The organism is Streptomyces vinaceus (assembly GCF_008704935.1).
In the GTDB taxonomy this organism is placed as follows: Bacteria; Actinomycetota; Actinomycetes; order Streptomycetales; family Streptomycetaceae; genus Streptomyces; species Streptomyces vinaceus.
The window spans coordinates 5,157,319-5,180,308 of record NZ_CP023692.1 but is presented as its reverse complement, the minus strand read 5'-3'; the positions used below and the strand labels follow the sequence as shown (position 1 = coordinate 5,180,308).

The 22,990-nt window shown below is 70.0% G+C and carries 14 protein-coding genes and 1 other RNA gene; 5 read left to right on the top strand and 10 right to left on the bottom strand.

Annotation, left to right across the window (positions count from 1 at the left end; genetic code table 11):
- Positions 1-86: 86 nt before the first annotated feature.
- Together CP980_RS23370 and CP980_RS23365 are read right to left on the bottom strand one after the other, a co-directional pair.
- Positions 87-716, bottom strand: coding sequence for a hypothetical protein (locus CP980_RS23370; RefSeq protein WP_150529009.1), 630 nt, complete (start codon positions 714-716; stop codon positions 87-89).
- Positions 713-1,462 (bottom strand): MerR family transcriptional regulator, encoded by a 750-nt coding sequence (locus CP980_RS23365; RefSeq protein WP_167535873.1) that lies wholly within the window; start codon positions 1,460-1,462, stop codon positions 713-715. The genes CP980_RS23370 and CP980_RS23365 overlap by 4 nt, the downstream gene beginning before the upstream one ends.
- Positions 1,463-1,539: 77 nt before the next feature.
- Between CP980_RS23365 and rnpB the strand changes: the two genes are divergently transcribed.
- Positions 1,540-1,940, top strand: an RNA gene (gene rnpB / locus CP980_RS23360) — RNase P RNA component class A.
- A 70-nt stretch (positions 1,941-2,010) separates the two neighbouring features.
- Here rnpB and CP980_RS23355 read toward each other — a convergent pair.
- The 3 genes from CP980_RS23355 to CP980_RS23345 are packed head-to-tail and all read right to left on the bottom strand — an operon-like array spanning position 2,011 to position 4,948.
- The gene (locus CP980_RS23355) at positions 2,011-3,342 is read right to left on the bottom strand and encodes a bifunctional RNase H/acid phosphatase (protein ID WP_150529007.1); all 1,332 of its coding nucleotides are present in this window, start codon (positions 3,340-3,342) and stop codon (positions 2,011-2,013) included.
- Positions 3,342-4,085 carry a zinc ribbon domain-containing protein gene (locus tag CP980_RS23350; RefSeq protein WP_180291338.1) on the bottom strand — a complete coding sequence of 248 codons (744 nt, stop codon included), beginning with the start codon at positions 4,083-4,085 and terminating at the stop codon, positions 3,342-3,344. The genes CP980_RS23355 and CP980_RS23350 overlap by 1 nt, the downstream gene beginning before the upstream one ends.
- Complete coding sequence (locus CP980_RS23345; protein ID WP_123514716.1) at positions 4,082-4,948, bottom strand: Nif3-like dinuclear metal center hexameric protein; 867 nt, start codon at positions 4,946-4,948, stop codon at positions 4,082-4,084. The genes CP980_RS23350 and CP980_RS23345 overlap by 4 nt, the downstream gene beginning before the upstream one ends.
- A 109-nt stretch (positions 4,949-5,057) precedes the next feature.
- Here CP980_RS23345 and CP980_RS23340 point away from each other — a divergent pair, with 109 nt between their 5' ends.
- Positions 5,058-5,426 carry a hypothetical protein gene (locus tag CP980_RS23340; protein ID WP_150529006.1) on the top strand — a complete coding sequence of 123 codons (369 nt, stop codon included), beginning with the start codon at positions 5,058-5,060 and terminating at the stop codon, positions 5,424-5,426.
- 68 nt (positions 5,427-5,494) lie between these two features.
- On the top strand, positions 5,495-6,559 hold the full coding sequence (locus tag CP980_RS23335) for a hypothetical protein (protein ID WP_132755660.1): 1,065 nt from the start codon (positions 5,495-5,497) through the stop codon (positions 6,557-6,559).
- Between the two features lie 70 nt (positions 6,560-6,629).
- On the opposite strand, the gene CP980_RS23330 is transcribed toward CP980_RS23335, so the two are convergent.
- The 3 genes from CP980_RS23330 to CP980_RS23320 are packed head-to-tail and all read right to left on the bottom strand — an operon-like array spanning position 6,630 to position 9,554.
- The gene (locus CP980_RS23330; RefSeq protein WP_150529005.1) at positions 6,630-7,571 is read right to left on the bottom strand and encodes a 3-oxoacyl-ACP reductase; all 942 of its coding nucleotides are present in this window, start codon (positions 7,569-7,571) and stop codon (positions 6,630-6,632) included.
- 14 nt (positions 7,572-7,585) lie between these two features.
- Positions 7,586-8,665, bottom strand: a complete 1,080-nt coding sequence (locus CP980_RS23325) for a Zn-dependent alcohol dehydrogenase (RefSeq protein WP_123514709.1) — start codon at positions 8,663-8,665, stop codon at positions 7,586-7,588.
- 34 nt (positions 8,666-8,699) lie between these two features.
- On the bottom strand, positions 8,700-9,554 hold the full coding sequence (locus tag CP980_RS23320) for a MaoC/PaaZ C-terminal domain-containing protein (RefSeq protein ID WP_132755656.1): 855 nt from the start codon (positions 9,552-9,554) through the stop codon (positions 8,700-8,702).
- A 261-nt stretch (positions 9,555-9,815) separates the two neighbouring features.
- Here CP980_RS23320 and CP980_RS23315 point away from each other — a divergent pair, with 261 nt between their 5' ends.
- Positions 9,816-10,175: a response regulator gene (locus CP980_RS23315; protein ID WP_229907230.1), complete on the top strand. Its 360-nt coding sequence runs from the start codon at positions 9,816-9,818 to the stop codon at positions 10,173-10,175.
- A gap of 412 nt (positions 10,176-10,587) precedes the next feature.
- Here the strand turns inward: CP980_RS23315 and CP980_RS23310 are convergent, their stop codons facing one another.
- Together CP980_RS23310 and CP980_RS23305 are read right to left on the bottom strand one after the other, a co-directional pair.
- On the bottom strand, positions 10,588-11,103 hold the full coding sequence (locus tag CP980_RS23310) for a hypothetical protein (RefSeq protein WP_150529003.1): 516 nt from the start codon (positions 11,101-11,103) through the stop codon (positions 10,588-10,590).
- Between the two features lies 1 nt (position 11,104).
- Positions 11,105-17,968: an RHS repeat-associated core domain-containing protein gene (locus tag CP980_RS23305; RefSeq protein ID WP_150529002.1), complete on the bottom strand. Its 6,864-nt coding sequence runs from the start codon at positions 17,966-17,968 to the stop codon at positions 11,105-11,107.
- An 840-nt stretch (positions 17,969-18,808) separates the two neighbouring features.
- On the opposite strand from CP980_RS23305, the gene CP980_RS23300 reads away from it, so the two are divergent.
- Complete coding sequence (locus CP980_RS23300) at positions 18,809-22,912, top strand: ricin-type beta-trefoil lectin domain protein (protein WP_150529001.1); 4,104 nt, start codon at positions 18,809-18,811, stop codon at positions 22,910-22,912.
- The last annotated feature ends 78 nt before the right edge of the window (positions 22,913-22,990 follow it).

Genomic DNA, 22,990 nt, shown 5'->3' with positions numbered 1-22,990 from the left:
TCGCGGCCCTGCGCGGCGGGCTGCCGCCGGGCTCGGCGCACGACTCCTCATCCCCCCGGAGGGTCCCGACGCAGTGCGGCAGCCCGTCACGGGGGTGCGGGTTGCCGCAGTGCGGCCACCAGCGCACGCGGGTCGTCGGCGTGGAAGCGGAGGGTGCGGGCCTCGGCCCGGGAGCCGAGGGGCCGGGTGAAGGGGAGCGGCCGGTTCAGCTCCACGGTCACCGTGGTCTGGCTCCCGACGATCAGGTCGAGCACCCCGTCCTCGGAGAGGCTGACGAGCCGCCCCTGCGGATAGCGCCGGTCCACCCGGGCCGAAGCCACCGCGTCCGCGGGGACGGTCAGGTCGAACAGTGCCCCGTACCGGATCCGCAGGGAGCCGTCCCGGCGGACCACGTGCGGCCGGGTCACGCAGGCGGCGTGCATCGCCAGCATCAGCAGCACCCCGTACACGTCGAGGACGAGCACCACGCGGTGGACGGACGGCCAGGGGATCAGCAGGGACAGCGCGACGGTCTCGATCAGCGCTACGAACACCAGCCCGTACATCATGGCCGTCTGCGGTCCGGTGTACGCGGCGGCGAGCTCGCCCGCGCCCACCCCGTGCGGCGGCCTGCGCAGCACCCACCGCCCCAGCGAGGCCGCCGAGCGCAGTTCGTGCGCCAGCAGCCTCCGCACGGGCAGCGGCACCCCGGCCCATGCCCCGACGATCTGCCTCATCCCCGCACCCTCTCCACGAACGTCTCCATGACCCGGCGGACGACCTCCGCCTGCGCCGGGGCGAACTCCGCGAGCAGCGCCTCCTTGAACCCCTCGCCGAACCCCCCGCCCGCCGCCCCGCCGCCGGCCGGGATCGCCTCGAAGACCCCCTCGGGCACGGACGCCACCATCGCGGCGGCGAGCGGTGGGATGCGCGGGTCGTCCACGGCGGCGTCGGCGAGCTCGTCGAGCCGCTCGTACAGGGCGAGGACGGCCGGATCGGCGGCCACCGCGCCGAGCGCCGCGTACAGTTCGGCGCCGACCTCTCCCGCCGAATCCAGCAGCGTCAGGTGCTCGCGGTCCATCGCGGCGCTCGGCGAGTCCGTCTCGGGCGCCTTGGCGAGCAACGCGGCCAGGGCCGGCGAGAGCGGCCCGTCCTCCCCGGGCGGCGCGGCCCGCAGCGCGGCGAGCCGCCGGCGGCGCTCCCCGATCGCGGCCTCCTGCCGGGCCAGGTCGGCGTCGAGCTCTTCGAGTACGTCGGCCAGCTCGCGCCCCGCGTCGTCCGCGAGCACGTCCCGGACCTCGTCGAGGCTCAGCCCGAGCTCGGCGAGCCGGCGCACCCGCGCCAGCAGGACGGCGTCGCGCACGCTGTACGCGCGATACCCGTTGGACCTGCGCTCCGGCTCCGGAAGCAGGCCGACATGGTGGTAGTGCCGGATGGCCCGGGTGGTGACCCCGACCAGCGCGGCGATCTCTCCGATCCGCATGCCCTCCAGTAGAAACCCTGCCGCTGCGTCAAGGTCAAGCGCGGCGCCCGGCGCGGGTAGCATGGTCACTCGCAGAACAACCGGAGCGGGCGGCCGCGTCGGGATCCCCGGATCCCGCCGAGGAACGTCCGGGCTCCACAGGGCAGGGTGGTGGCTAACGGCCACCCGGGGTGACCCGCGGGACAGTGCCACAGAAAACAGACCGCCGGGGCTTCGGCCCTCGGTAAGGGTGAAACGGTGGTGTAAGAGACCACCAGCGCCTGGGGTGACCCAGGCGGCTAGGTAAACCCCACCCGGAGCAAGGTCAAGAGGAGCCGTCTTCGGACGGCTCTGCGCGAACGTTCGAGGGCTGCCCGCCCGAGTTCGCGGGTAGACCGCAGGAGGCCGGCGGCAACGCCGGTCCTAGATGGATGGCCGTCTCCCCGGCGACCGCGAGGTCGCCGGGCGACAGAACCCGGCGTACAGCTCCGGTTGTTCTGCACCCGACGAAGCCGAAGGGCCCGTCCCCGTCAGGGGGCGGGCCCTTCGGCGTGTTCGCCGCCGCCCCGCTAGCGCAGGTGCGAGGTGTCGTTCAGCAGGCGCACCGAGGCGTTGCCGTCGGCGTAGTAGGCCACCGCCGAGAGGGAGGCCGCGGAGAGCTCCATCTTGAAGAGCGCCTCCGGCGGGGCGCCCAGGGCCAGGCGGACCAGGATCTTGACCGGGGTCACGTGCGTGACCAGCAGCACCGTACGGCCCGCGTGCGCGGCCAGCAGCCGGTCCCGGGTCGCCGAGATGCGGCGGGTGGCGGCCGTGAAGCTCTCCCCGCCTCCCGTCGGGGCCGCCTTCGGGGAGTCCAGCCAGGCCTGGAGGTCGTCCGGGAAGCGCTCGCGCACCTCGCCGAAGGTCAGGCCCTCCCAGGCCCCGAAGTCCACCTCGCGCAGGCCCTCCTCGACGGTCACCGCGAGGCCGAGGCGGTCCGCCACGGCCTGCGCGGTCTCCCGGCAGCGGCGCAGCGGGGAGCTGACGATCGCCTGGACGGTGCCGCGCGCGGCCAGGGCCTCGGCGACCGCCGATGCCTGGCGGCGGCCGGCCTCGGACAGCTCCGGGTCGGTGCCGCCGCTGCCGGAGAAGCGCTTCTGCGGGGTGAGGGCCGTCTCCCCGTGGCGCAGCAGCACGAAGGTCGCCGGGGTCCCCATGTCGGGGCCCCAGCCCGGCGTGGCGGACGGGGCCCTGGCCGGGCCCGGCGCCGGGGCGGGGACGAGGCCCGCCGCGGTGGCGTCGTGCTCCGCGAACAGGGTGCCGGCCCCTGCCTCCGCGCGTGCCGGTGCGGTGGCCGACGTACCGGAAGCCGTGGCGAGGGCGGCCCGTACGGCGGCGGCCCCCTTCGCGGCGTCCCCCGGGGGGCCCGCCGGCGGGGCGGCCAGGGCGCGCGCCGCCGAGGCGTCCAGGGCCGCCGAAGAGGCCGACGGCTCCCACTGCCCGCCGCGCTTGCCCGCGTCCATCGCCTCGTTGGCGAGCCGGTCCGCGTGCTTGTTGCGCTCGCGCGGGATCCATTCGTACGTGACCTGCGCGCGCGGCAGGATCTTCGCCGCCTCCGCCGCGAGGGGCTTCATGTCCGGGTGCTTGATCTTCCAGCGGCCCGACATCTGCTCGACGACCAGCTTGGAGTCCATGCGGACCTGCACCACGGCGTCGGCGGACAGCTCGCGGGCCGCCTTCAGACCGGCGATCAGGCCCTTGTACTCGGCCACGTTGTTCGTCGCGACGCCGATGTACTCCGCGCGCTCGGCCAGCGTCTCGCCCGTCGCCGGGTCGAGGACGACCGCGCCGTAGCCGGCGGGCCCCGGATTGCCCCGGGAGCCGCCGTCCGCCTCCACGACGAACCGGAGGGGCCTCTGCATCAGATGCCCGAGTCGGCCGTACGGACCAGGATGCGGCCGCAGTTCTCGTGGCGTACGACCTGGTCGCGGGCGGCGGCCTTGATCTCGTTGACCTCGGCCATGTCGAGCTCCAGGCGGCAGCCCTCGCAGCGGCGCTGGTACAGGCGCGCGGCGCCGACGCCGCCCTGCTTGACGCGGATCTTCTCGTACAGGGCCATCAGGTCGGCCGGCATCGAGGCCACGATGACCTCGCGGTCCTTGGTGACCTTCGCGGCCTCGGCGTCGAGCTCGCCGGTGGCCGCGTCGCGGCGGGCGGTGGCGTCCGTCAGCTTGGCTTCGAGGGCGGAGACCCGCTCGGTCAGCTCGGTGACCCGCTCCTGGGCGCCCTCCAGGCGCTCCATGACCTCCAGGACCACGTCCTCCAGGTCGGCCTGGCGCTTGGCGAGGGAGACGACCTCGCTCTGCAGGTTCGCCAGGTCGCGGGCGGAGATGCCCGCGCCGGAGTCGAGCCGCTGCTGGTCGCGGGCCGCGCGCTGGCGCACCTGGTCGACGTCCTGCTCCGCCTTGGTCTGCTCGCGGGCGGCGTCGCTCGCCTGCGTCTGGGCCGCCACGAGCAGGTCGCGCTGCTGCGTCAGGTCCTTGGTCAGGGACTCGACCTCGGTGTGCTCCGGCAGCGACTTGCGCTTGTGGGCGAGCTGAGACAGCCGGACGTCCAGGGCCTGGACGTCGAGGAGTCGGATCTGGTCGGCGGGCTCGGCGTTCAGTTGGGGGCTCCTGAGATAGAAGAGGGAGATGAAGGAACGTCGGACGGCGCGTGCGCCGTCCACGGGTCGGTGACCGTGCGCGAGACGTGGGTGCGCAGACCCCAGCCGTGGCGCTCGGAGATCGCGTCGAGCTGCGCCGCCGCCTGCTCGCACCAGGGCCACTCGGTGGCCCAGTGCGCGGCGTCGACGAGCGCGAGCGGGCTGCGCTCGCGGGCTTCGGACACGGGGTGGTGGCGCAGGTCTGCGGTGAGGAACACGTCCACGCCGGCGGCCCGGACCTGGTCGAAGAGGCTGTCGCCGGAGCCGCCGCTGACGGCGACGGTGCGCACGAGCGCGTCCGGGTCGCCGGCGACGCGGATGCCCTGGGCGGTCCGCGGCAGCCGGGCGGCGGCGCGCGCGGCGAACTCCCGCAGGGTCTCGGGGCGGTCCAGCTCGCAGATCCGGCCGAGGCCCCTGCGGCCCTCGGGGTCGCTCGCGTCGGGCACCAGCGGGCCGGTGATGCGCAGGTCGAGGGCGCCGGCGAGGGCGTCGGAGACGCCGGGGTCGGCGGTGTCGGCGTTGGTGTGGGCGACGTGCAGCGCGATGTCGTTCTTGATCAGCGTGTGCACGACGCGGCCCTTGAAGGTGCCGGCCTCGACGGTCGTGGTGCCGCGCAGATAGAGGGGGTGGTGGGTGACGACGAGGTCGGCGCCCAGCTTCACGGCCTCGTCGACGACGTCCTGTACGGGGTCCACGGCGAACAGGACGCGGGAGACCTCGGCGTCGGGATCGCCGCAGACGGTTCCGACGGCGTCCCACTGCTCGGCCCGCGAGGGGGGCCAGAGGGCGTCCAGCGCGGCGATGACTTCGGAGAGACGGGGCACAGGCCAAGGCTACCGTCCGCACGGGAGCGGGTCCGTCCCCGCGGGGTGACGGCGTCCGGGCCCCGGCCGGGCGGGACCCCGTACGGGCGCCAGGTGCCCGGCCGGCTGCGTGACGAGGAAGGTGCGCAGGTCGTCGAGGACCTGGTCGGCGGCGGTCACGCCGAGGCCCGGGGCCCGGGTACAAGGTCTCGTCGGGTACGTCCTCGGCGCGGCCCTGCCGCACGGCCTCCAGGTCCTCGTGACGGTCGGCGACGTCGAGGACGACGACGCGCAGGGGCGCGGCCTTGATCTCGGTGCTGCCCATGGCGTGGGTGGGGGTGCGCGGGAACCGGCGGCCGGCCGGGGCAGTGGCCCCGAAGGCAGCGGCCTTGCGCGCGGCCTCGGGCCGGCCTGGCTCACCCCGGACGCCCCGCTCCCGCACAGCACAACCGTCTCCGCCGGCAGGCGCGAACCGCCGGGCGGCCACCCGTACGTGTGAAGCGGGGAAGGTCGTGTTGTTCGGGCCGAAGAGCGAAAACTAGCTTCCTCCCCGGAGGTGACGCACGGATGACTGTCTGTGCCATCGAGATCACGACGACGGCCCCGTTCACCATCGCCGCGGACGGGTCGTACGCGGCCCGGCTGGCCGGGGACGGGGAGGCCCGGTACCCCGAGCGCTGGACGCTGGCCGGGCCCGAGCCGTACGCGGTGCCGCTGCCGCTGGCGCAGCCCGAGGAGGCCGACAGCGAGGTGCTGGCACTGGCCGACGGGCGGGTGCTGATCCACCGCCGGGTCGAGCGGCGGCACGCCTTCGCGCTGCTGTACCCGACGGGCGGGGCCGCGGACGGGCCGCGGACCGGGGAGCTCCCGCTCGGCGCGGTGGAGCCCGGGGAGGAGGGGGTACGGATCTGCCTGCTGCCCCCGTCCCCGGACGGATGCGGGGCCTTCGCCCTGGCCGCCTCGGCCGCCGGGACCACGGTCTGGCGGGTGGCCGGGGGCCCCTTCGGGCCGGTCGCCCGGATCCCGGGGCGGTGCTCGGGCGGCGTCTGGCTGGACCGGGCCGGCCGGCTGCTGGCCCTGGACCGCGAGCTGGACGGCACCACCAAGGCCGTCGCGGTGGACCTGGGCCGCGGCGGCGAGGTCTCCCCGCTGCTCCAGATCGCGGAGGGCAGCGACGACCGGCTGCTGCTGGCCGACCCCGACAGCGGGCTGCTGCTGATCCGCTCGGACGCCCCGGGCGAACCGCGCCTGGGCTGGGGGGTGCTGGGCAGCTCGCGGCCGGTGCGCTTCCCGGAGTGCCTGCGCGGGGAGGCGGGGACCCCGTTCGCGGTGCAGCCGGGCCAGGCGCTGATGCCGGAGACCTGCGGGGTCGCGCTGCGGCTGGAAGAGGGTGGCATTGGCCTGTGGCGCCCCGCCGACCGGCACGTGTTCCGGCTCGCCGCGCCCGAGGGCTGGCTCGGGACCGGGCTGTGGAGCCCGCAGGGCCGCCTGCACCTGCCGTACGCCACCCCCGAGACCCCCTGCGGGATCGCGGGGCTGACCCTGCCGGCGGCCCCGCCGCCCCCGGTCCGCCTGGACCCCCCGCCCCCGGCCGCGCCCCGCCCCGTACCCCTGCAACAGGCTCCGCTGTAGCGGGGGCCCGGGTTCCACCGCGACGGCCGCCCTGGACGAGGCCGGGCGCGACGGCCGGCACCTGGTACTCCTAGCCGTGCTTGAGGCCCAGGACTTCCGCCGCCGCGAAGGTTTCGCCCGCCGGGCGGGAGTCGTAGTGCGGGGTGAGGAGTTCGTCCAGCTCCTCGAAGGAGAAGGCCTCCTTGGAGGTGTCGAACTTCGCGGCCACCTTGGGGCGTTCCATCACGACCACGATCCCGCCGTGGACCACGAACAGCTGCCCGTTGGCCTTCGCCGAGGCCGGCGAGGCCAGGTAGCCGACGAGCGGGGCGACGTGCTCCGGGGCCAGCGGGTCCAGCTTGCCGTCCTCCGGGAGCTGGAAGCCGGCGAACACGTCCTCCGTCATCCGGGTCCGGGCGCGCGGGCAGATGGCGTTGGCCGTCACCCCGTACTTGGCCAGGGCCAGGGCGGTCGAGGTGGTCAGGCCCACGATGCCGCCCTTGGCCGCGGCGTAGTTCGGCTGGCCGGCCGAGCCGCCGAGGAAGGCCTCGGAGGAGGTGTTGACGATCCGGCCGTACACCGGGCCGCCCGCCGCCTTCGAGCGCTCGCGCCAGTGCTCGGAGGCGAAGTGGGTGGTGTTGAAGTGGCCCTTGAGGTGGACCCGGATCACCGAGTCCCACTCCTCCTCCGACATGGAGAAGACCATCCGGTCGCGCAGGATGCCCGCGTTGTTGACCAGGACGTCCAGCTTGCCGAAGCTGGACACCGCCAGGCCGACCAGCTCGCGCGCCTGCTCGAAGTCGGCCACGTCACCGAGGTGCGCCACCGCCTGCCCGCCCGCGGCGCGGATCTCTTCGGCCACCTCCTCCGCCGGAGCGGCCGAGGCCTCTCCGGAGCCGTCGCGCCCGCTCTGGCCGAAGTCGTTGACGACCACGCTCGCGCCGAGCCGCGCGAGCTCGATCGCCTCGGCCCGGCCGAGCCCGCGGCCGGCGCCGGTCACGATGGCGGACAGTCCCTCAAGTGGGAGTGACATCTACCGGATTCCTCTCAGAGTTCGATGCAGGTGCGCAGGGCCACGCCGGTGCGCATCTGGTCGAGGGCGTCGTTGATCTCGGCGAGGTGCACGCGGTGCGTGATCAGGCTCTCCAGGTCCACCCGGCCGGCCCGCCACAGCGCGATGGTGCGCTCGTACGAGCGGAGCACGTCCCCGCCCCCGTACATGGAGGGCAGGATCTTCTTCTCGTCGAAGAACAGCGAGAACATGTTGACCGAGTAGTTGTCGTCGAGCGCGCCCGCGCCGACCACGACGACGGAGCCGCCGCGCCGGGTCATCTCGTACGCGGTCCGCGTGGTGGCGGACTTGCCGACGACCTCGAAGACGTAGTCGAAGCCCTCCCCGGCCGTGATCCGGTTCTTGGCGTCGGCGAAGGCCTCCGGCGCGACCGCCTCGGTGGCGCCGAAGCGCAGCGCCGCCTCGCGCCGGGAGGCCACCGGGTCGACGGCGATGATCTGCGCCGCGCCCTGCACCTTGGCGCCCTGGATGACGGAGATGCCGACGCCGCCGCAGCCGATGACGGCGACCGAGGACCCGGCCTCCACCTTGGCGGTGTTGATGGCGGCGCCGAGGCCGGTGGTCACCCCGCAGCCGATCAGCGCGGCGATGTCGTACGGCAGGTCGTCGGGGATCGGTACGGCGCAGGAGGCGGGCACCACCATCTCCTCGGAGAAGGTGCCGGTACCGGCGAAGCCGAAGACGTCTCCGCCGCCCGTACGGCGGAAGTTGGGCGTGGCCACGTTGGCGAAGGACTCCAGGCACAGGTGTCCCTGGCCGCGCTTGCAGGCGGGGCAGTGTCCGCACGGCGGCAGCCAGCAGACGAGGACCCGGTCGCCGATGGCGTGCGTGGCGACCCCGTCGCCGACGTCGACGATCTCGCCCGCGCCCTCGTGGCCGGGTATGAAGGGGGCGGGCTGCGGCAGCACGCCGCTCATCGCGGAGAGGTCCGAGTGGCACAGGCCGGTGGCCCTGATGCGGATCTTGACCTTGCCGGGGCCGAAGCCCGCGGTCTCCATGTCGTCGACGACTTCGAGCTTGTCCTGGCCTATCTCGCTCTGCAGTGCTGCGCGCACGGTGCGGCTCCTTGTGTGTCGCGAAGGTCGGGCGTTACGCGTGTTCGACGACGGTGTCGGCGAGGACCGGCGCGTCGTCCCGTTCGACGGCGGTCACCGCGACCCGGACCTGCCCGGGCTCCTCCCACATCCGGATCCGCAGGGTCTCGCCCGGGAAGACGATCCCGGCGAAGCGCGTCCGGTAGGCGCGGACCCGCGAGACGTCCCCGCCGAGCGCCGTGTCGACGACGGCCTTGAGGGTCATCCCGTACGAGCACAGGCCGTGCAGGATCGGCCGGTCGAAGCCGGCCAGCTTGGCGAATTCGGGGTCGGCGTGCAGGGGGTTCCAGTCGCCGGACAGCCGGTACAGGAGCGCCTGCTCCTCGCGGATGTGCCGCTCCTCGACCCGGTCGGGCTCCCGCTCGGGCAGCTCGGAGGAGACGGAGGGGCCGCGGTCGCCGCCGAAGCCGCCCTCGCCCCGTACGAAGATCTGCGCGTCGCTGGTCCACAGCGGCCCGTCGGCGTCGGCCACCTCCGTGCGCAGCACGATCACGGCGGCCTTGCCCTTGTCGTAGAGGGCGGCGACCTTGGCGGAGGAGGTGGCGCTGCCCTTGACCGGGATGGGCCGGTGCAGCTCGATGGTCTGGCCGCCGTGCAGGACGTGGGCGAGGTTGACCTCGATGCCGGGGGCGGCGAGGCCGCCCATCATGGCCATGCCGGCGCCGGCGACGGTCGCGAAGCTGGGCAGTACGTGGAGCTTGGACTCCAGGGTGTAGCGCAGTTCGTCGGGGTCGGTGGCGGGGCGGCCGGCTCCGAGGCCGAGGTGATAGAGCTGGATGTCCTTGTGGTCCCAGGCGATGGTCCCCTGGCGGGGTTCTGCGGCGAGGGCCCTGGCGGCATCGATCGGCATTGAGGATGCTGCTCCTTGTTCGGTTCTTCGGTTCCCATTGCGTGGAAGACCTCGGTGCGGCCGTCCGCACCGTCGGCCGCACCGAGGTCGTTTGCGGGACCGGTTCGGTTCTAGAACGCGTTCTAGGATCGAGCGGTGAGGAATGTATAACGCACGCCCCAGCAGTTGGGAAGACTCCTGACTCCACGTCAGAACTAGCTTGGCCAAGGCGTGTTGCCGCGTGCGCGAGGCGCGCCGCCCTAGGCTGGCCGGGTGGACGAGATGCCGGTGAACCACCGCCCCGCCAGGTCCCTGCGGGTGCTGCTATTCCCTCCGGACCCGGCGCTGGCGCTACGGCTGGGGCTTCAGCCGGATATCGAGGTGGTGGCCTCGGCGCTGGCGCGGCCGGCCGTGGCCCTGGTGGAGGAGCTCGCGTCGGTGACGGCGCTGCTGGCGGAGGACCCGGAGTGCCGGGTCCTGGTGCTGACCGGCTCGGCGCATCCGGGGCTGCGGGACGCGGCCCTGGCGGCGGGCGCGGCGGGCCTGGTCCTGCGCGACGGCCCCCTGGAGGACCTGGCGGAATCCCTCCGCGCCGCCTCCCGCGGCGAAACGGTCGTAGACCCGGTTCTGGATACGCCGTGACCGCCTGATGGCCGCGTGGCATGATCGGCAGCTCCGAAGCGTGAGGCGAGCGCGCGGCCAGCTAGCCCGGAGTCACGAGACAGTGCAATCGCGACGGGCCGCGCATTACATCGGTGGCACTCAGGACGCCGGCGCCGAACCCTCGCGTTTCAGCTATGAGCCACGCCACCAGACCGCGGCCGACCGGCACAAAAGCTGACGAGCGACGTCCGCGGGCTCCGGTCCAGACCTCACCCACCCACGCGCGCCAAAGGTCCGAGCAGGACCTACCGGCCCTGGCCGGACAACTCAATCGACGACGAACACAGCCGTGAGGCGGCTCCCGGCGATCAGGCCAGGAGTCGCCTACCAGGCGTTCCGTCATCCATCCCCAACACGCGCCGAGCCCGCTGGGCGCAAGCGCTAGGGTCGATCACAAACCAAGGAGTTCCCGATAGCTCCGCAGCCTTTCCGGATGCGGTTCCACCACCCTCAAGATGTCCAGCAATCTATCCACGATCAATTCATCCTGCGACCGCATCAGCTCCCCGTAAAGGGACCAGATCCCCTGCTGAATCTGCACGACTGACTCCGAGAAGAGGGTCGGCTCATCCGGGTCGACGTCACCTTCGCACTCCGCAATACACCAGAGAATCCATACGGCGTCGGACAGGGAACCCCCGGACGAGCCGTCGACGAACATTGCCATGGCGACCGCCGCCACCGCAGGGGCCGGCTCCATGAGATTCGACTGGATGAAGGCATGATTATCCAGCGCCCTGACGATGTCCGGCTGACCGTCCGCCACCGATTGCAGCACCTGAGACAGGTGCTCGGCGGTCCGCTCACATCCGCACTCCATGCCGCCCCAGTCGTGTCGCGCGATTTCACTACGTGTGAAGCTACCCACATCTACTCCCGCAGAAAAAATATCTACCCATCGCGCCATTCTAGTCGTCTACCTCGGACCAACGGCCGCCCGGCTCCGGTGTCACGTTGGGAGCAAAGGAACTCCTCGGGTAATCCAACTGACACTTCTCGCACACACGCTTCACCTGGACATCTGGAGCTCTGAAGCTCCCCGTGTTGTGAAAAGCCCTTCCGAACACAACCTTCGTCCAGTCACCCCCCAGGAGCGCTACGACGTTGCCTTCTGCGCAGTAACTCCGGGTGCAGTTGACTGGGTGAGCACCGGACCCGGCGACCGCCAATTCACCGGTTTCAACGTGGTAACCAGATACGTATGTCCTTCGCTTCGGAGCGGTTTGCGCCTCTGAGACCGCTGCGGCCCGCGCCAGTTCTTCGCCTCGTGCAAGCTGCCCCTCAGGGCTCCAGTCGGCGGGTGCCGGTTCGGTGTATCGGTACGGCTGGGGAACCTTCTTGCCGGCAACCCCTCGGTCTGTAACGCCTCGCGGACCCTGTGGGGCAGGGCTCGCCGCAGCTGACGGCGCGGCCGGAGTCCCGGATGCTGGATCGCTCGGGGCCGTGGTGTCCGGGGCGTTTTCGTGTGGGGCTTCCTTCGCCGACGGGGTGGGGACGTCGTCGTCGACGAGCTTCTTCAGAGGAGCGGCACTACCTTCCGCGGCCTTTGCCGCTGCCCTGGCGGCACGGAATGCCTTGTATGCCTTGACCGCTCCTACGCCATCGGCGACCACCGAGCCGATGACGCCAGTCCAGAAGCCCTCATGGTACTTCTCTGAGCTCGTGTCGGTGCCGGTGAGGTCGGCCATCGGCGCGTCGCCCCAGAGATTGGGGACCTCGTAGTCGCTGCCTTCCCAGCCCGTCCAGTCGTTGAAGGTCTCGTTGTCGCCGTTCCAGGTGTCGACGCAGTTGTCGAGGGCCCAGCCGACCGGGTTCATCCAAATATCGTTGAAACCGCCGAAGACTCCGTCGACACCACCGACGAGGAAGTCGGCGATGTCGCCGAGGCTGAATAGGCCCGAAGGGTCGCTGGCATTGATGGGGTCGTTACCCGCATAGGCGTAGCCGCCCATCTGGTTCGGGTCACCGGCCTCGAAGACCGGGTCGCACGTGAGGAACCGGCCTATGACCGGGTCGTAGTTGCGGGCGCCGAGAAGACTCAGGCCGGTGGCCGTGTCCGTGGGCTGGCCCAGATATCCGCGGTTGTCGGCCCAGCTCGGCGGGGCCGGGCCCCGCTGAGCTCCGTACGGGTCGAAAGCCCTGCGGGTGACGTTCAGCGTCGCCGCGTCGACCTGGAGCGTGGACGTGTTCTGGGGGTTGGTGGCCTGGTAGACGACCGCGCCGGTGGAGGAGCGGGTGATCTTGGTGCCGTCCGGGCCCTTGTAGTTGCGCAGGCCTGCGACGGTGTTCGACGTCTTGTTCAGGTTGAGCTGTTCTGCGCCACCGAAGAGGTAGAGCGTGTCACCGTCCGACCCGCGCTGGATCAACAGGTCGCCGTCGGCGTCGTACAGGTAGTTGGAGGTCTGCGTCCCACCAGCGGGCTTGGGGGTGACGACGGTGTCGGTACGGCCCTTGGCGTTGTAGGTGAACGTCTGGGTCGTGGCCGCCGCCGTGCCGACCTTGGTGTCCCGGCTGGTGGTGTTGCCCACGGCGTCGTAGTGCGGGGTGAGAGTGGTCGTGCCGTCCGGCCCCGTGGTGGTGATGGTGGTCGCCGTGTTGGGCTGGGTGGCGGGCGTGGTGCCGTTGCCCGGGTAGGTGATGTTCTGCGTGACGTTCTTGAGCGGGTTGCCCGAGGTGTCGTGCTTGACTTGCTGGGTGCGGTCACCGAGCAGGTTGTACGTGTAGGTCTGCCAGTACGGGTTGGGCCCGCCGAGCGTGGCTGCCGCCGGCAGTGCGGTGTTGCACTTGGATATCTGGCCGGGCTTCGCGGCTGCGAGGCCCTTGGTGTCCGTCCACGCCTGCGCCAGGCGGTTCTGCCCGTCGTAGAGGAAGCACTGCGTGTCGGTACCGGTGACCGCACCGGCGGTCGACTGCACCGTCGACGTGCCGGTGAGGTTGCCGGCCTCGTCATAGGCGTAGGTGGTGGCGTCGATCGGGCTGTTGCTGCTGGTCTGCAGGCTCACCGTGTTGGTGGCCAGCCGGCTCGTCGCCTGGTCGTACGTCTGGGCCGTGCGGAACTGCTTCCCGTAGAGGCCGTACGTGGACTGGATTACCTGGCCGAGCGGCGTGTAGAGGGTCTTGTTGAGGTACGCGGTGGTGCGGGAGCCGAACTCCGTCTCAAGTCCCTGGAGGTTGTAGCCGTAGCCGACCGTCTCGGCCGGCAGCCCTCCATCGGCGCCGAAGGTGGAGGACTGCAGCAGTCCCACGTTGGGCGTGTACTCGGCACTCGCCGTGTAAGTACCGGCGAGCTTGCCCTCACCCGCGGGGATGACCACGGTCGAGCCGGTGGGCTGGTAGGCAGTGTTGTAGCCGTTGATCTTCTTCGTGTAGGCCTTGCCACCCGCACCACCCACGAAGCGGGTCGAGGAGGTCTGACGCCCCTTGAGGAGGGTGTCGTACGTCCACTCGGCCAGCTTCTTGGACTGGTCGGTGGTGCTGGTGCCCTCGTATTCCCCGGTCGGGCGACCGAGCGAGTCGTAGGTCGTCGAGATGCTCTTACCCAGCGCGTCGGTGCTCAGGATCTGCCGGCCGAAGAGGTCGTAGCCGTACGTCGAGAGGCCCGTGTCCGGGTCCGTCTGCGAGGTCTTCTGACCGAGGAGATCGTAGGTGTAGGTCCACTTGTTGCCGGCGGTGTCGCTGATGGACTTGACGTTGCCGGCGGGCGTGTACGTGTACGAGGTCTTGGTGTCTGCGGCAGCGGCCTTGCCCGCGGTGCCCGACGACCAGATGGCCGTTCCCGCGGCGTTGTACATGCGGAAGTTGCCGTCGCCCTTGACGTAGGCGTATCCACCGGTGGCTCCGGCGGTACCGGTGCCGGAAGTCCACAGAGCCGTTCCGGTGGTGCTGGTGACGACCAGGTTGCCGTCGGCGCGGACCGTCGCGCTCGCGCCCGGGTTGCCGCCGGTGCCCGAAGACCACAGCGCCTTTCCGTTGGCGATGCCCGTCAGGACGAGGTTGCCGTCCGCCTGCATGTCGAGCCGGACGCTCTTCGACGAGAAGCTCGTGCCCGACTGGATGACGGTGCCGGCAGTCAGCTTGCGGTCCGCCGTGGTGTCGAGGGTCTGGGTGGCCGTCGTCTGGCCGATGGCATTGGTGTAACTGACGGATGCCTGACCACCCTTGGGCGGCGTGCTGACCGTCTTTTCGACGCCCGGGTAGGCCGTGGTGGCCTCCCAGAGCTTGGCTCCCTTCGACCACTGCTGGCTGGCCGTGACCCGGCCCTGTCCGTCGTAGACCTGGCGGGTCTGGTTCGGGACCGTGTTCTCGGTCTCCACCCACATCGTGGTACCGGGAGCCGTGGTGGGGTCCGCGTAGGTCGCGATGCTGGAGGCCGTCCAGCCGTGGCTGTCGTACGAGGTCGACGAGATGAGTCGGCCCTCGGAGTTGTCCGCCGTCGTCGACTGCTGCTGGCGGACCCGCAGCAGTCCGTCGTAGATCGTGACGGACTTGCCGTAGCTCCCGTCCTCGCGGAGGGTCTCGGTGGTGACGGCCGACGGGTTCGGGCTGTCGCCCGCTCCGTTGACGGAGTAGGTGAACTTGCGGTCCGGGGTCTGCGTGGCCTGGTCACGGCCCGGCGTCCAGACCGCGGTGCGCCGCCCCAGAGTGTCGTAGGTACTGCTGGTGACACGCCCGTTGATGTCGACCGACCGCTTGTTGAGGCCGCGCGTCGGGGACAGCTCCGTCGTGGTGGTCCAGTTGTACGGCTGCGGGTAGGTCGTGGTGACCTGTGTGGGCAGTGTGCCCGTGGCCGGGGAGAACGCGGTGGTGGTGGCCTGTGAGGCCGCATCGGTCTGCTTGGTGATGCGGCCGTAGTCGTCGTAGACCACACCGCTGTTCGTCTGGAACACCGGCGCGCCCGCGCCGTCGTACTTGGTGGCGACCTGCACGGCCGTCATCTGGCCGACCGAGTGGGTCTTCCCGTCCGATGCCCAGGCCTGGCCCAGCTTCCCGTAGGTGCCGGGGCTGGTCACGGAGCCGTCACCGTCGTAGAAGATCCGCTTGTGGCTGAGGGTCGTGTCTTTGCCGGGCGCGGTGCTGCAGGGGCCGGAGACCGAGATGGTCTCGCTCGGGTACATCAGCATCATCGGGTTGTCCGAGGGTGCCGATGCATAGTTGGTGGTGGTGCAGGTCTCCTGCTCGGGAGCGGTGACGTCACCCTTGTCGTCGACCTGGTGGGCCCGGCCGAGATCGTCGTACGTCGTGACCTTCTTGGAGGTCCGCCAGGTGCCGCCGGACAGCAGCCCCATCGACCGGTTGGTCACCTCCGTCGAACGCCGGGACACGAGGTCGGGCAGCGTCGAGAGGCTGGCCGGGGCCGGCTCCTTCGAGGTCCAGGCCGTCCGCGCACTGGAGCCGGTGTCCACCGTGGTGAGCGGCCCGTTGAGGGTCTTCGCCGTGACCGTGCCGCCGGCGGCGGTGAAGGTCTGAGACTCCAGGGTGGCGCCTGCCAGCCAGTCACTGTCGGGGAAGGACTCCCCCAGCGAGTTCGTCAGCGAGACGGAGCGCTTGGTGCCGTCCTGCTTGTAGTCGCCGTCCATACCTTGCAAGTACGTGGAGACGGTCTGGGTGATCGGGTCCGGAGCCTCGCCTGAGGTCGTGGTGACGCTGCGGTACCCGCGGAAGTCGTTCCAGGTCCGGTACTGGTCGTCGGTGAGCTCGGAGTCGTCGCGGTGCCAGGCCGCGCCTCCGTCGTAGGCGTAGCTCGTGACCTTGGCCGGCGAGCCGGCCTTGGTGAGGTCGCTGTTGACCACCCGGGTGACCAGGGTCTTGACGAACCAGTCGGCTACCGGCTCGGCCGCACCCGACGGGTACCAGTTGACCGGGTAGCAAGCCATCGTGTTGGTATCGGCCGAAGCCGGCATCGTGTTCTTGGTGCGGGAGCACTCGGGGTCGCGGTAGGTGACCGCCGAGGATTCGCCGGACTCGGTCCGGACGCTGGAGATACGGGGGCGGTACAGCGGCGGAGCCGCCGGCTCCAGGCCGTCGACGCGGTTGTCCATCTCGATACCGGTGAACGTGACCGGGTCGAGGGTCAAGGGCGTGCTGCTCCCGGCCGTGGTGTCACGACCGGTGTGCTGGATCGAGGACAGCCACATCACCGACTGGAGCATGCCGGCGCTCTCCGTCTTGCCGGTCTTTCCCGTGACGGGGTCCATGACTCCGCCCGCGTCCGAGAAGACGTGGGTCAGCGTGTAGGCGTCGACGTCCTGCCAGGCGGTGCCGAGCTTGACCTGGGTGGTGATGTCCTTGAGCCGGTACGTGGACCAGAAGGTGGGCGAGCCGAACCGGCAGACGTCGTCGCCCTCGCCCTCGGTCTCGTAGTCGGACGGGCAATTGATGTCATACGGGACGTCGGGCCAGTTCTTGGCCGTGTCCTTGGACAGGTTGCCGTCCGCGCACACCGTGTCCGATGTGGTGCACCGCTGCTTGGTACCGAAGTTGACCCGTGCCGCCGGGTCCTTGCCTGCGACGGCGTCGGCGAGCTTGTAGCCGTACGAGATGCGGGTCAGGTTCCCCGAGCGCGTGTACTGGGTGAGGGTGCCGCCCTTGCCGTCCTTGGCGACCTGGCCGTAACCCATGTTGTAGTAGTTCGACTCGGTCGCGTAGTCGTACCGCTGGACGTTGCCCTGAGGGTCGACGACGAAGTCCAGATTGAAGCGGTAGCCGAGCTGCTTGTCACATTGCGAGGCGTTGCCCTTGGACGAGCTGTAGCACGGGTCGCCCGACTTGGGGTGGTAGACCGGAACGCCCCAGGCGCTGTTGGTCGCGGTGTCCCCGGACGTGCCGGGCGCGTGGTTGAGTCCGAGGTAGTAGGCGGTGCCGTCGGTCGTGGTGACCTTGAAGTACTCGCCGTCCCAGAGGTTGTTCGTCGCGCCGGTCAGCCGCTCGATCTTGGTGCCGTCGTCGGACTCCAGCCGGTAGACGCCGTCACTGCCGCGCACGAGCTGTCCGGTGTGGGCGCCGAGCGACAGGGTGGCGTTGTAGCCCGCCCAGCACATGTCCCCGGAGTCCTCGATGCCCGAGTACTTGCAGGGCTTGTACGAGCGCTCGATGAACCCGGGGGTGTAGGACCAGCCGTCGCCGATCCATGAGGACTGCGAGTTGCGGGCCGACGTCTTTCCATCGACGGACTGTGAGTTGTAGGTGAGAGCCACGGACGGCGCAGTTCCGCCCAAGGACGGCGGTACCGCCACCGGGTAGCTGTACGTGAATGCACCAGAAGCCGACTGCGCCCACGAGCCCGAGGCCGAGAGGGAAGTCGCCCCGAAGTCGCCCTGCGATCCGGCCGTGCCCGACACGGCGGCCACGGCCACGGCTTGAGTGCCCGCAGCCGATGCCATCGTCCGCTGCTGAGCGGACAGCACCGCATCCCTGAAGGAAGCCGCGCCGGAGCCGAGATTCACATCGGCAGTGAGGCGCTGGCCCTTCGGATCGTTGACCGTCTTCAGTGGCTGCTGGACGCGGCACGCCGCGACGTCGGGAGTGGTGAGTGCACAGCCCGGCATGGACACGAGGTGCAGTCGCGAGGCCCAACCGCCACCGTAGGCGTCTGCCAGTGCGCTGTAGTCGAGCCCCACGGAAACCTTGCCGCTGGAGGAAGCTCCGTCGGCAGGCGTGAGACCGACCAGCATTCCGTTCACGTTGGCCGAGGCGGCCTGCTTCCGGCCGGCCGTCTCCACCCGGACCGTGGTCGGGCGGCTGTCGGGAGCGGGAACGTTTGCCGCCCCGGGCATCGAGCGGGAGCGGGCGGTCGCCTCAGATGCAGCCGGCGCGATCCAGACGGGCGACGAGCCCGCCTGCACGGGCGCCCCTGCCGGAGCCATACCGCTGTCCGCGGACTTGCCCATGTTTCGAACCCGCTGCGACGGGTGGGCAACCGTGACGGTTTCCGTCCGTGCGGCGGGCCACTTGGGCGTCTTGGGCGTGTGCACGCGCATCTCACGCGCACCCTGAGGTACGCGGGGTGCCGCCTGCTTGGGTGCCTGGCCTACCGGGTGCCCCTTGACCACGGGCAGGTCCGGCAGTTCACCATCCTCCCAGGATTTGCCCGTGTAACGGTATCCGCCAACGGTCTCTGCATTGGCCAGCGGTACGACGAGCGACATCGCGGCAGTCATGGCCACGACAGCAACTACCCGTCTCCGCAGGCTTTTTCCGGCCATATGCGCAGGCCAGCGTATCGATGTACGCACCTCGACAGTCCCCACCCCAAGTGCGCGGCCCAAGAGGGCCGAAAAATAGAAGGGGCCACGACAGGCCCCACAAGATCAGCGGAACAGTATTGCCGTGTACATGCAAACGCAATACCCTTCCCGCGAATCCTCTCTCGCCCGGGCGGTACTCGCCCATGAAGCCGACGAGTTCGGCGCACGGGGGCGCGGGGGTGGAGCCTTCAGTACGCCACACTTTGGGGGGAAACAGCGCTCATGCGCCGCCATCAGCATCAACACACCAGACGCACTGTCGGATTGGTCACATCTCTGGGGCTCGTGCTTGCCGCACCCGCGGCCGCACTTGCGGCCACGCCGGACCCATCGCGCGTCACGCAATCCGCCACGGAGACCCCGCCCCCCGTGGGCGCACTGCCGAAGGCCCTCCAGCAGGCCAAGGCCGAGCGGAAGCCGGTCCCGGTCACCACGATGACCACCGCGACCACGGAAACCCTCGCGAACCCGGACGGCACCCTCAGCACCACGTCCTACATCAAGCCTGTTCGCGTACTGAAGTCGGGGAAGTGGAATCCCCTCGATGCCACCCTGCAGCACAACGCGGACGGCACGTACAGCCCGCTCGCCACACCTGCCGGCGTCTCGCTCTCCGGCGGCGGTACCGGCCCACTGGCCACACTGACGAATGGCGCAGGCAAGCGCCTCGGCCTGTCCTTCCCCGTCTCGCTGCCGACGCCCCGAGTCAACGGCAGCAGCGCGCTGTACGCGGACGTCTTCCCCGGGGTGGACCTCCAGGCATCCGTCAGTGATCAGGGCGCGTTCAGCGAGGTGCTGATCGTCCGCAATGCCGAGGCGGCGGCGAACCCCGCACTGCGCAGCCTTCGGCTGGCCGCGAAGGCCGACGGCCTCACCATGGGCAGCGACGACGCCGGCAACCTTCAGGTCACCACACCTGAAGGGGCTCCGGCATTCACCAGTGCCACCCCCCTCATGTGGGACTCCACCACCTCTGCCGCCCCCAAGGGCCTTCCGAGCAAGAGCTTCGTCGCCGGCCGAACAACCGTGGCCGCCGAGGGCACCGGTACTCCTCCAGCGCCCCCAGCCGAGACTCCGGCACGGTCGTCGGCAACACGCCCCGGGGAAGGCGCCCAGGTCAGGCCGATCGGTATCTCGGCGCAGGCCGAGGCCGTGACCTTGACCCCCGACCTGGATCTGCTGACCGGCCCGACGACCTCCTACCCCGTCTTCATCGACCCTGTCGTCAACCCCGTCACCTCCGGGACCGGCCACTACGTGGTGGCCCAGGAAGGGTGCCCGGGGGCGAACACCTACGACACCGCGCAGGACTGGGGGGAAGGGGTCGGCTACCAGCAGTACACCTCCAACTGCTTCGGAATGCAGGAATCGTTCTTCGAGATCAACACGAGTGCTCTGACACCGCAGATGGTGATCCAGAAGTCGACTCTGTACCTCACCGAGACCTACGGCGCGGACCACGGCTGCTCCAACACGTGGCCACTCACCCTGAAGCACACCAACGGCATCAGCAGCGGAACCAACTGGAACAAGCGGCCCAGTGCGATCGCCACGATCGGGACCCAGCAGATCTCCAGCGCCAGCCCGGCCAACGACTGCGGCTACAAGAGCGCGAACTTCGACGTCACCGACCGCATCAGGCAAGGGGCATCGCAGGATGCCGACACCTGGACCTTCGGCCTCTACGGCGACAGCCGAAAGACGGTGTCGAACCTCGGATTCATGCGGTTCAGCACCAACCCGTACCTGGTCACGGTCTTCGACATCCCGCCCTACGCTCCGGACTCCCCGAGCACCACTCCCGACTCCGCGAACCCCGGCGGCCCGGCCTGCAACAACGGGTCTCGGGGCTGGATCGGTAGGACGGCCGTCAGCTACGCGACTACCAACCTCACGCTCAACGCCCGCCTGACGACTCCGATGGAGGGCGTGAACCTCCAGGCCGTCTATCAGGTCTGGGACGACATGAAGAACAACGGCAGCGGCGCTCCCGCCACCGTGTCTCAGCCCAGGAGCAGCTACGTCGCGCCCGGAACCACGGCGCGTACCAACGTGGGTCTCGCCCTCGCCGACGGCCATGCGTACGGCTGGAGCGTGAAAGCCTTCGACGGCACCCTGGAAGGCCCCTGGACCTCGTACTGCGGCTTCAAGGTCGACCTGACTCCCCCCACCGCTGTCGCCTTCGCCGATTCGAAGGCGTTCCCGCCGCTCGCCAGCGGCCGCACGCCCACCGCACACGCCGGCGACTCCGGAATCACCATCGCCGTGTCCAGCAAGGACACCACCCCCGCCGGATGTGATCTCTCGGCCTGCATCAGGAGCGACATCCGGCGATTCGAATACTCCCTCGACACGCCCATCCCCACGACCGGCGCACAGTCGATCGCCGTCACTCCCGACGCGAACGGCGCTGCCACCGCCAATATCCCGATCAACCTCACCGCCCAGCAGTGGGGCACCCACACCCTTTACGTCCAGGCGGTGGACGGGGCCAACAACGCGCGGCCCGCCGGATACAGTTTCTACGCTCCGTGGAACCCGGCAACGCCGGTCACCGCCGGAGACGTCACGGGCGACGGGATACCGGACACGCTGAGGCCGGACCGGAGCGGCAGCGGAAGCCTCCTCCTCATCCCGGGCAACACCGACGCGTCCGCCACCGCCATCACCGCCTCGACATCGGCCCAGAGCCCCGACAACACCGCCTGGGACAACTACCTCGTCACGCACCGCGGCAGCCTCAGCCAGTCGGGTGTGGACGACATCTTCGCCTACAACAGGAACACGCATCAGCTGTACGCGTACGGAAACGACGCGTCCGCCAACGGGACGCCGGGACACTTCAGCCTCACCCAGCAGGTCATGCACATTTCGAGCAAGCCGGCCTGTAATGCGGCAGCGCAGTGCACCGGCTACGTGGCGGACTGGTCCAAGGTCTCTCAGATTCTTGCCCCAGGCAGCTTCGACAACACGCTGGGGCTCGCAGACCTGATCACCGTCGAGGACAACCGTCTCTGGTACTACCCCGGTGCCTCCTCCGGCGGCCTGCACCTTGACCAGGGCATGCTGCTCGGCTCCGGCGACTGGTCCCGTACCACCCTCATCGCGCCGGGCAAGATCGGAAACACACCGACGCTCTGGGCCCGCGACGACGCCACCGGCCGCATCTACAGCTACGCGCTGAAGTTCGATGCCAACGGCGTTCCCACCGCGCTGCTGGCGCCTCCTTCGACTCAGGCGCCCTCGGCAGCGATCGCAACGCTCGACGCGGCGGTGTACCCGCAGGTCGGCTCCTACGGGGATCTGAACGGCGACGGTCTTGCCGACCTGTGGGCGATCAACACCGGCCAGCAACTTCTGGCCTTCAACGGAACCGTCACCGGGTTCTCGCCGTCCGCCGTCTCACTCGGCAATCTCAACGTGCCGGCAGCCCAGTGGAAGCTGACAGGACAGAGTGGCAACACAACGCCGAGTACCGATGGAAAGTACCCGGCGACGGTGTCCGGCGTAACGTGGTCGTCTGGCGCTATCGGCGGCAGGCCGACCGACTACGCGGAATTCAAGGGAGCCCAGTCGACCATCACGGCCAACGGCCCCGTCGTCGACACTCAGAAGAGCTTCACCATCAGTACCTGGGCCAAGCCCGGATCCGCCACCAGCATCATCGCCAGTCAGGACTTGACTCGCACCAGTTCATTCATCCTCTACGCGGACGCCAATTCGTCCCAGTGGCATTTCGCTCTGGCCAACGGCGACACCGATGGATGGCCGTTCGACTACACCTACGCGGCCAATGACGCCGCGCGCTTCACTCCCGGTGCGTGGACACGCCTCACTGCCGTCTACAACGCCCAGAGCGGCCTCATGAGCCTCTACGTCAACGGCGTCCTGGCCAGCAGCGGACAGCATCAGGCGTCGACCAGCCCTACTTCGTCCGGCCCGCTCGTATTCGGCCGGTTCAAAGCCGACGGGAAGCCGCAGGACAGCCTGACGGGCGGGATCAGCAACTTCGCCGTCTACTCCTACGCGGCAACCCCCACTGCTCCCGGGGCGGCTGGGCCGATCGCGCTGACCGGTTCCCCCGCCAACTGCATGGACAATGACAACGCCAGGCCCGACGACGGCAACAAGATCCAGATCGCCCGCTGCAACGGCACCCCGGCTCAGAATTTCGAGGTGCGGGGCGACGGAACGCTCCGCATTCAAGGCAAGTGCCTCGACGCCAGCAACGAGGCGACGGCAAACACCACCCTGCTCATGCTCTATACCTGCCATGGCCGCCCGAACCAGCAGTTCGTACCCCGAGCCGACAGCTCGTTCTACAACCCGGTCTCCGGCCGCTGCATCGACCTGGGGAATTTGAACACCACTCCAGGTACCCCACTCTGGCTGTACGACTGCAACCTCTCTGACGCTCAGCGTTGGAGCGTTCCAGCCCTGACCACGACGTCCCTGCCCGTCCCGACGCCGTAGCAATACCGCCGTACGAAATGACGGTCTGCCGCTATCCCCAACGGGACAGCGGCAGACCGTCATCGTCATGTACGCGGT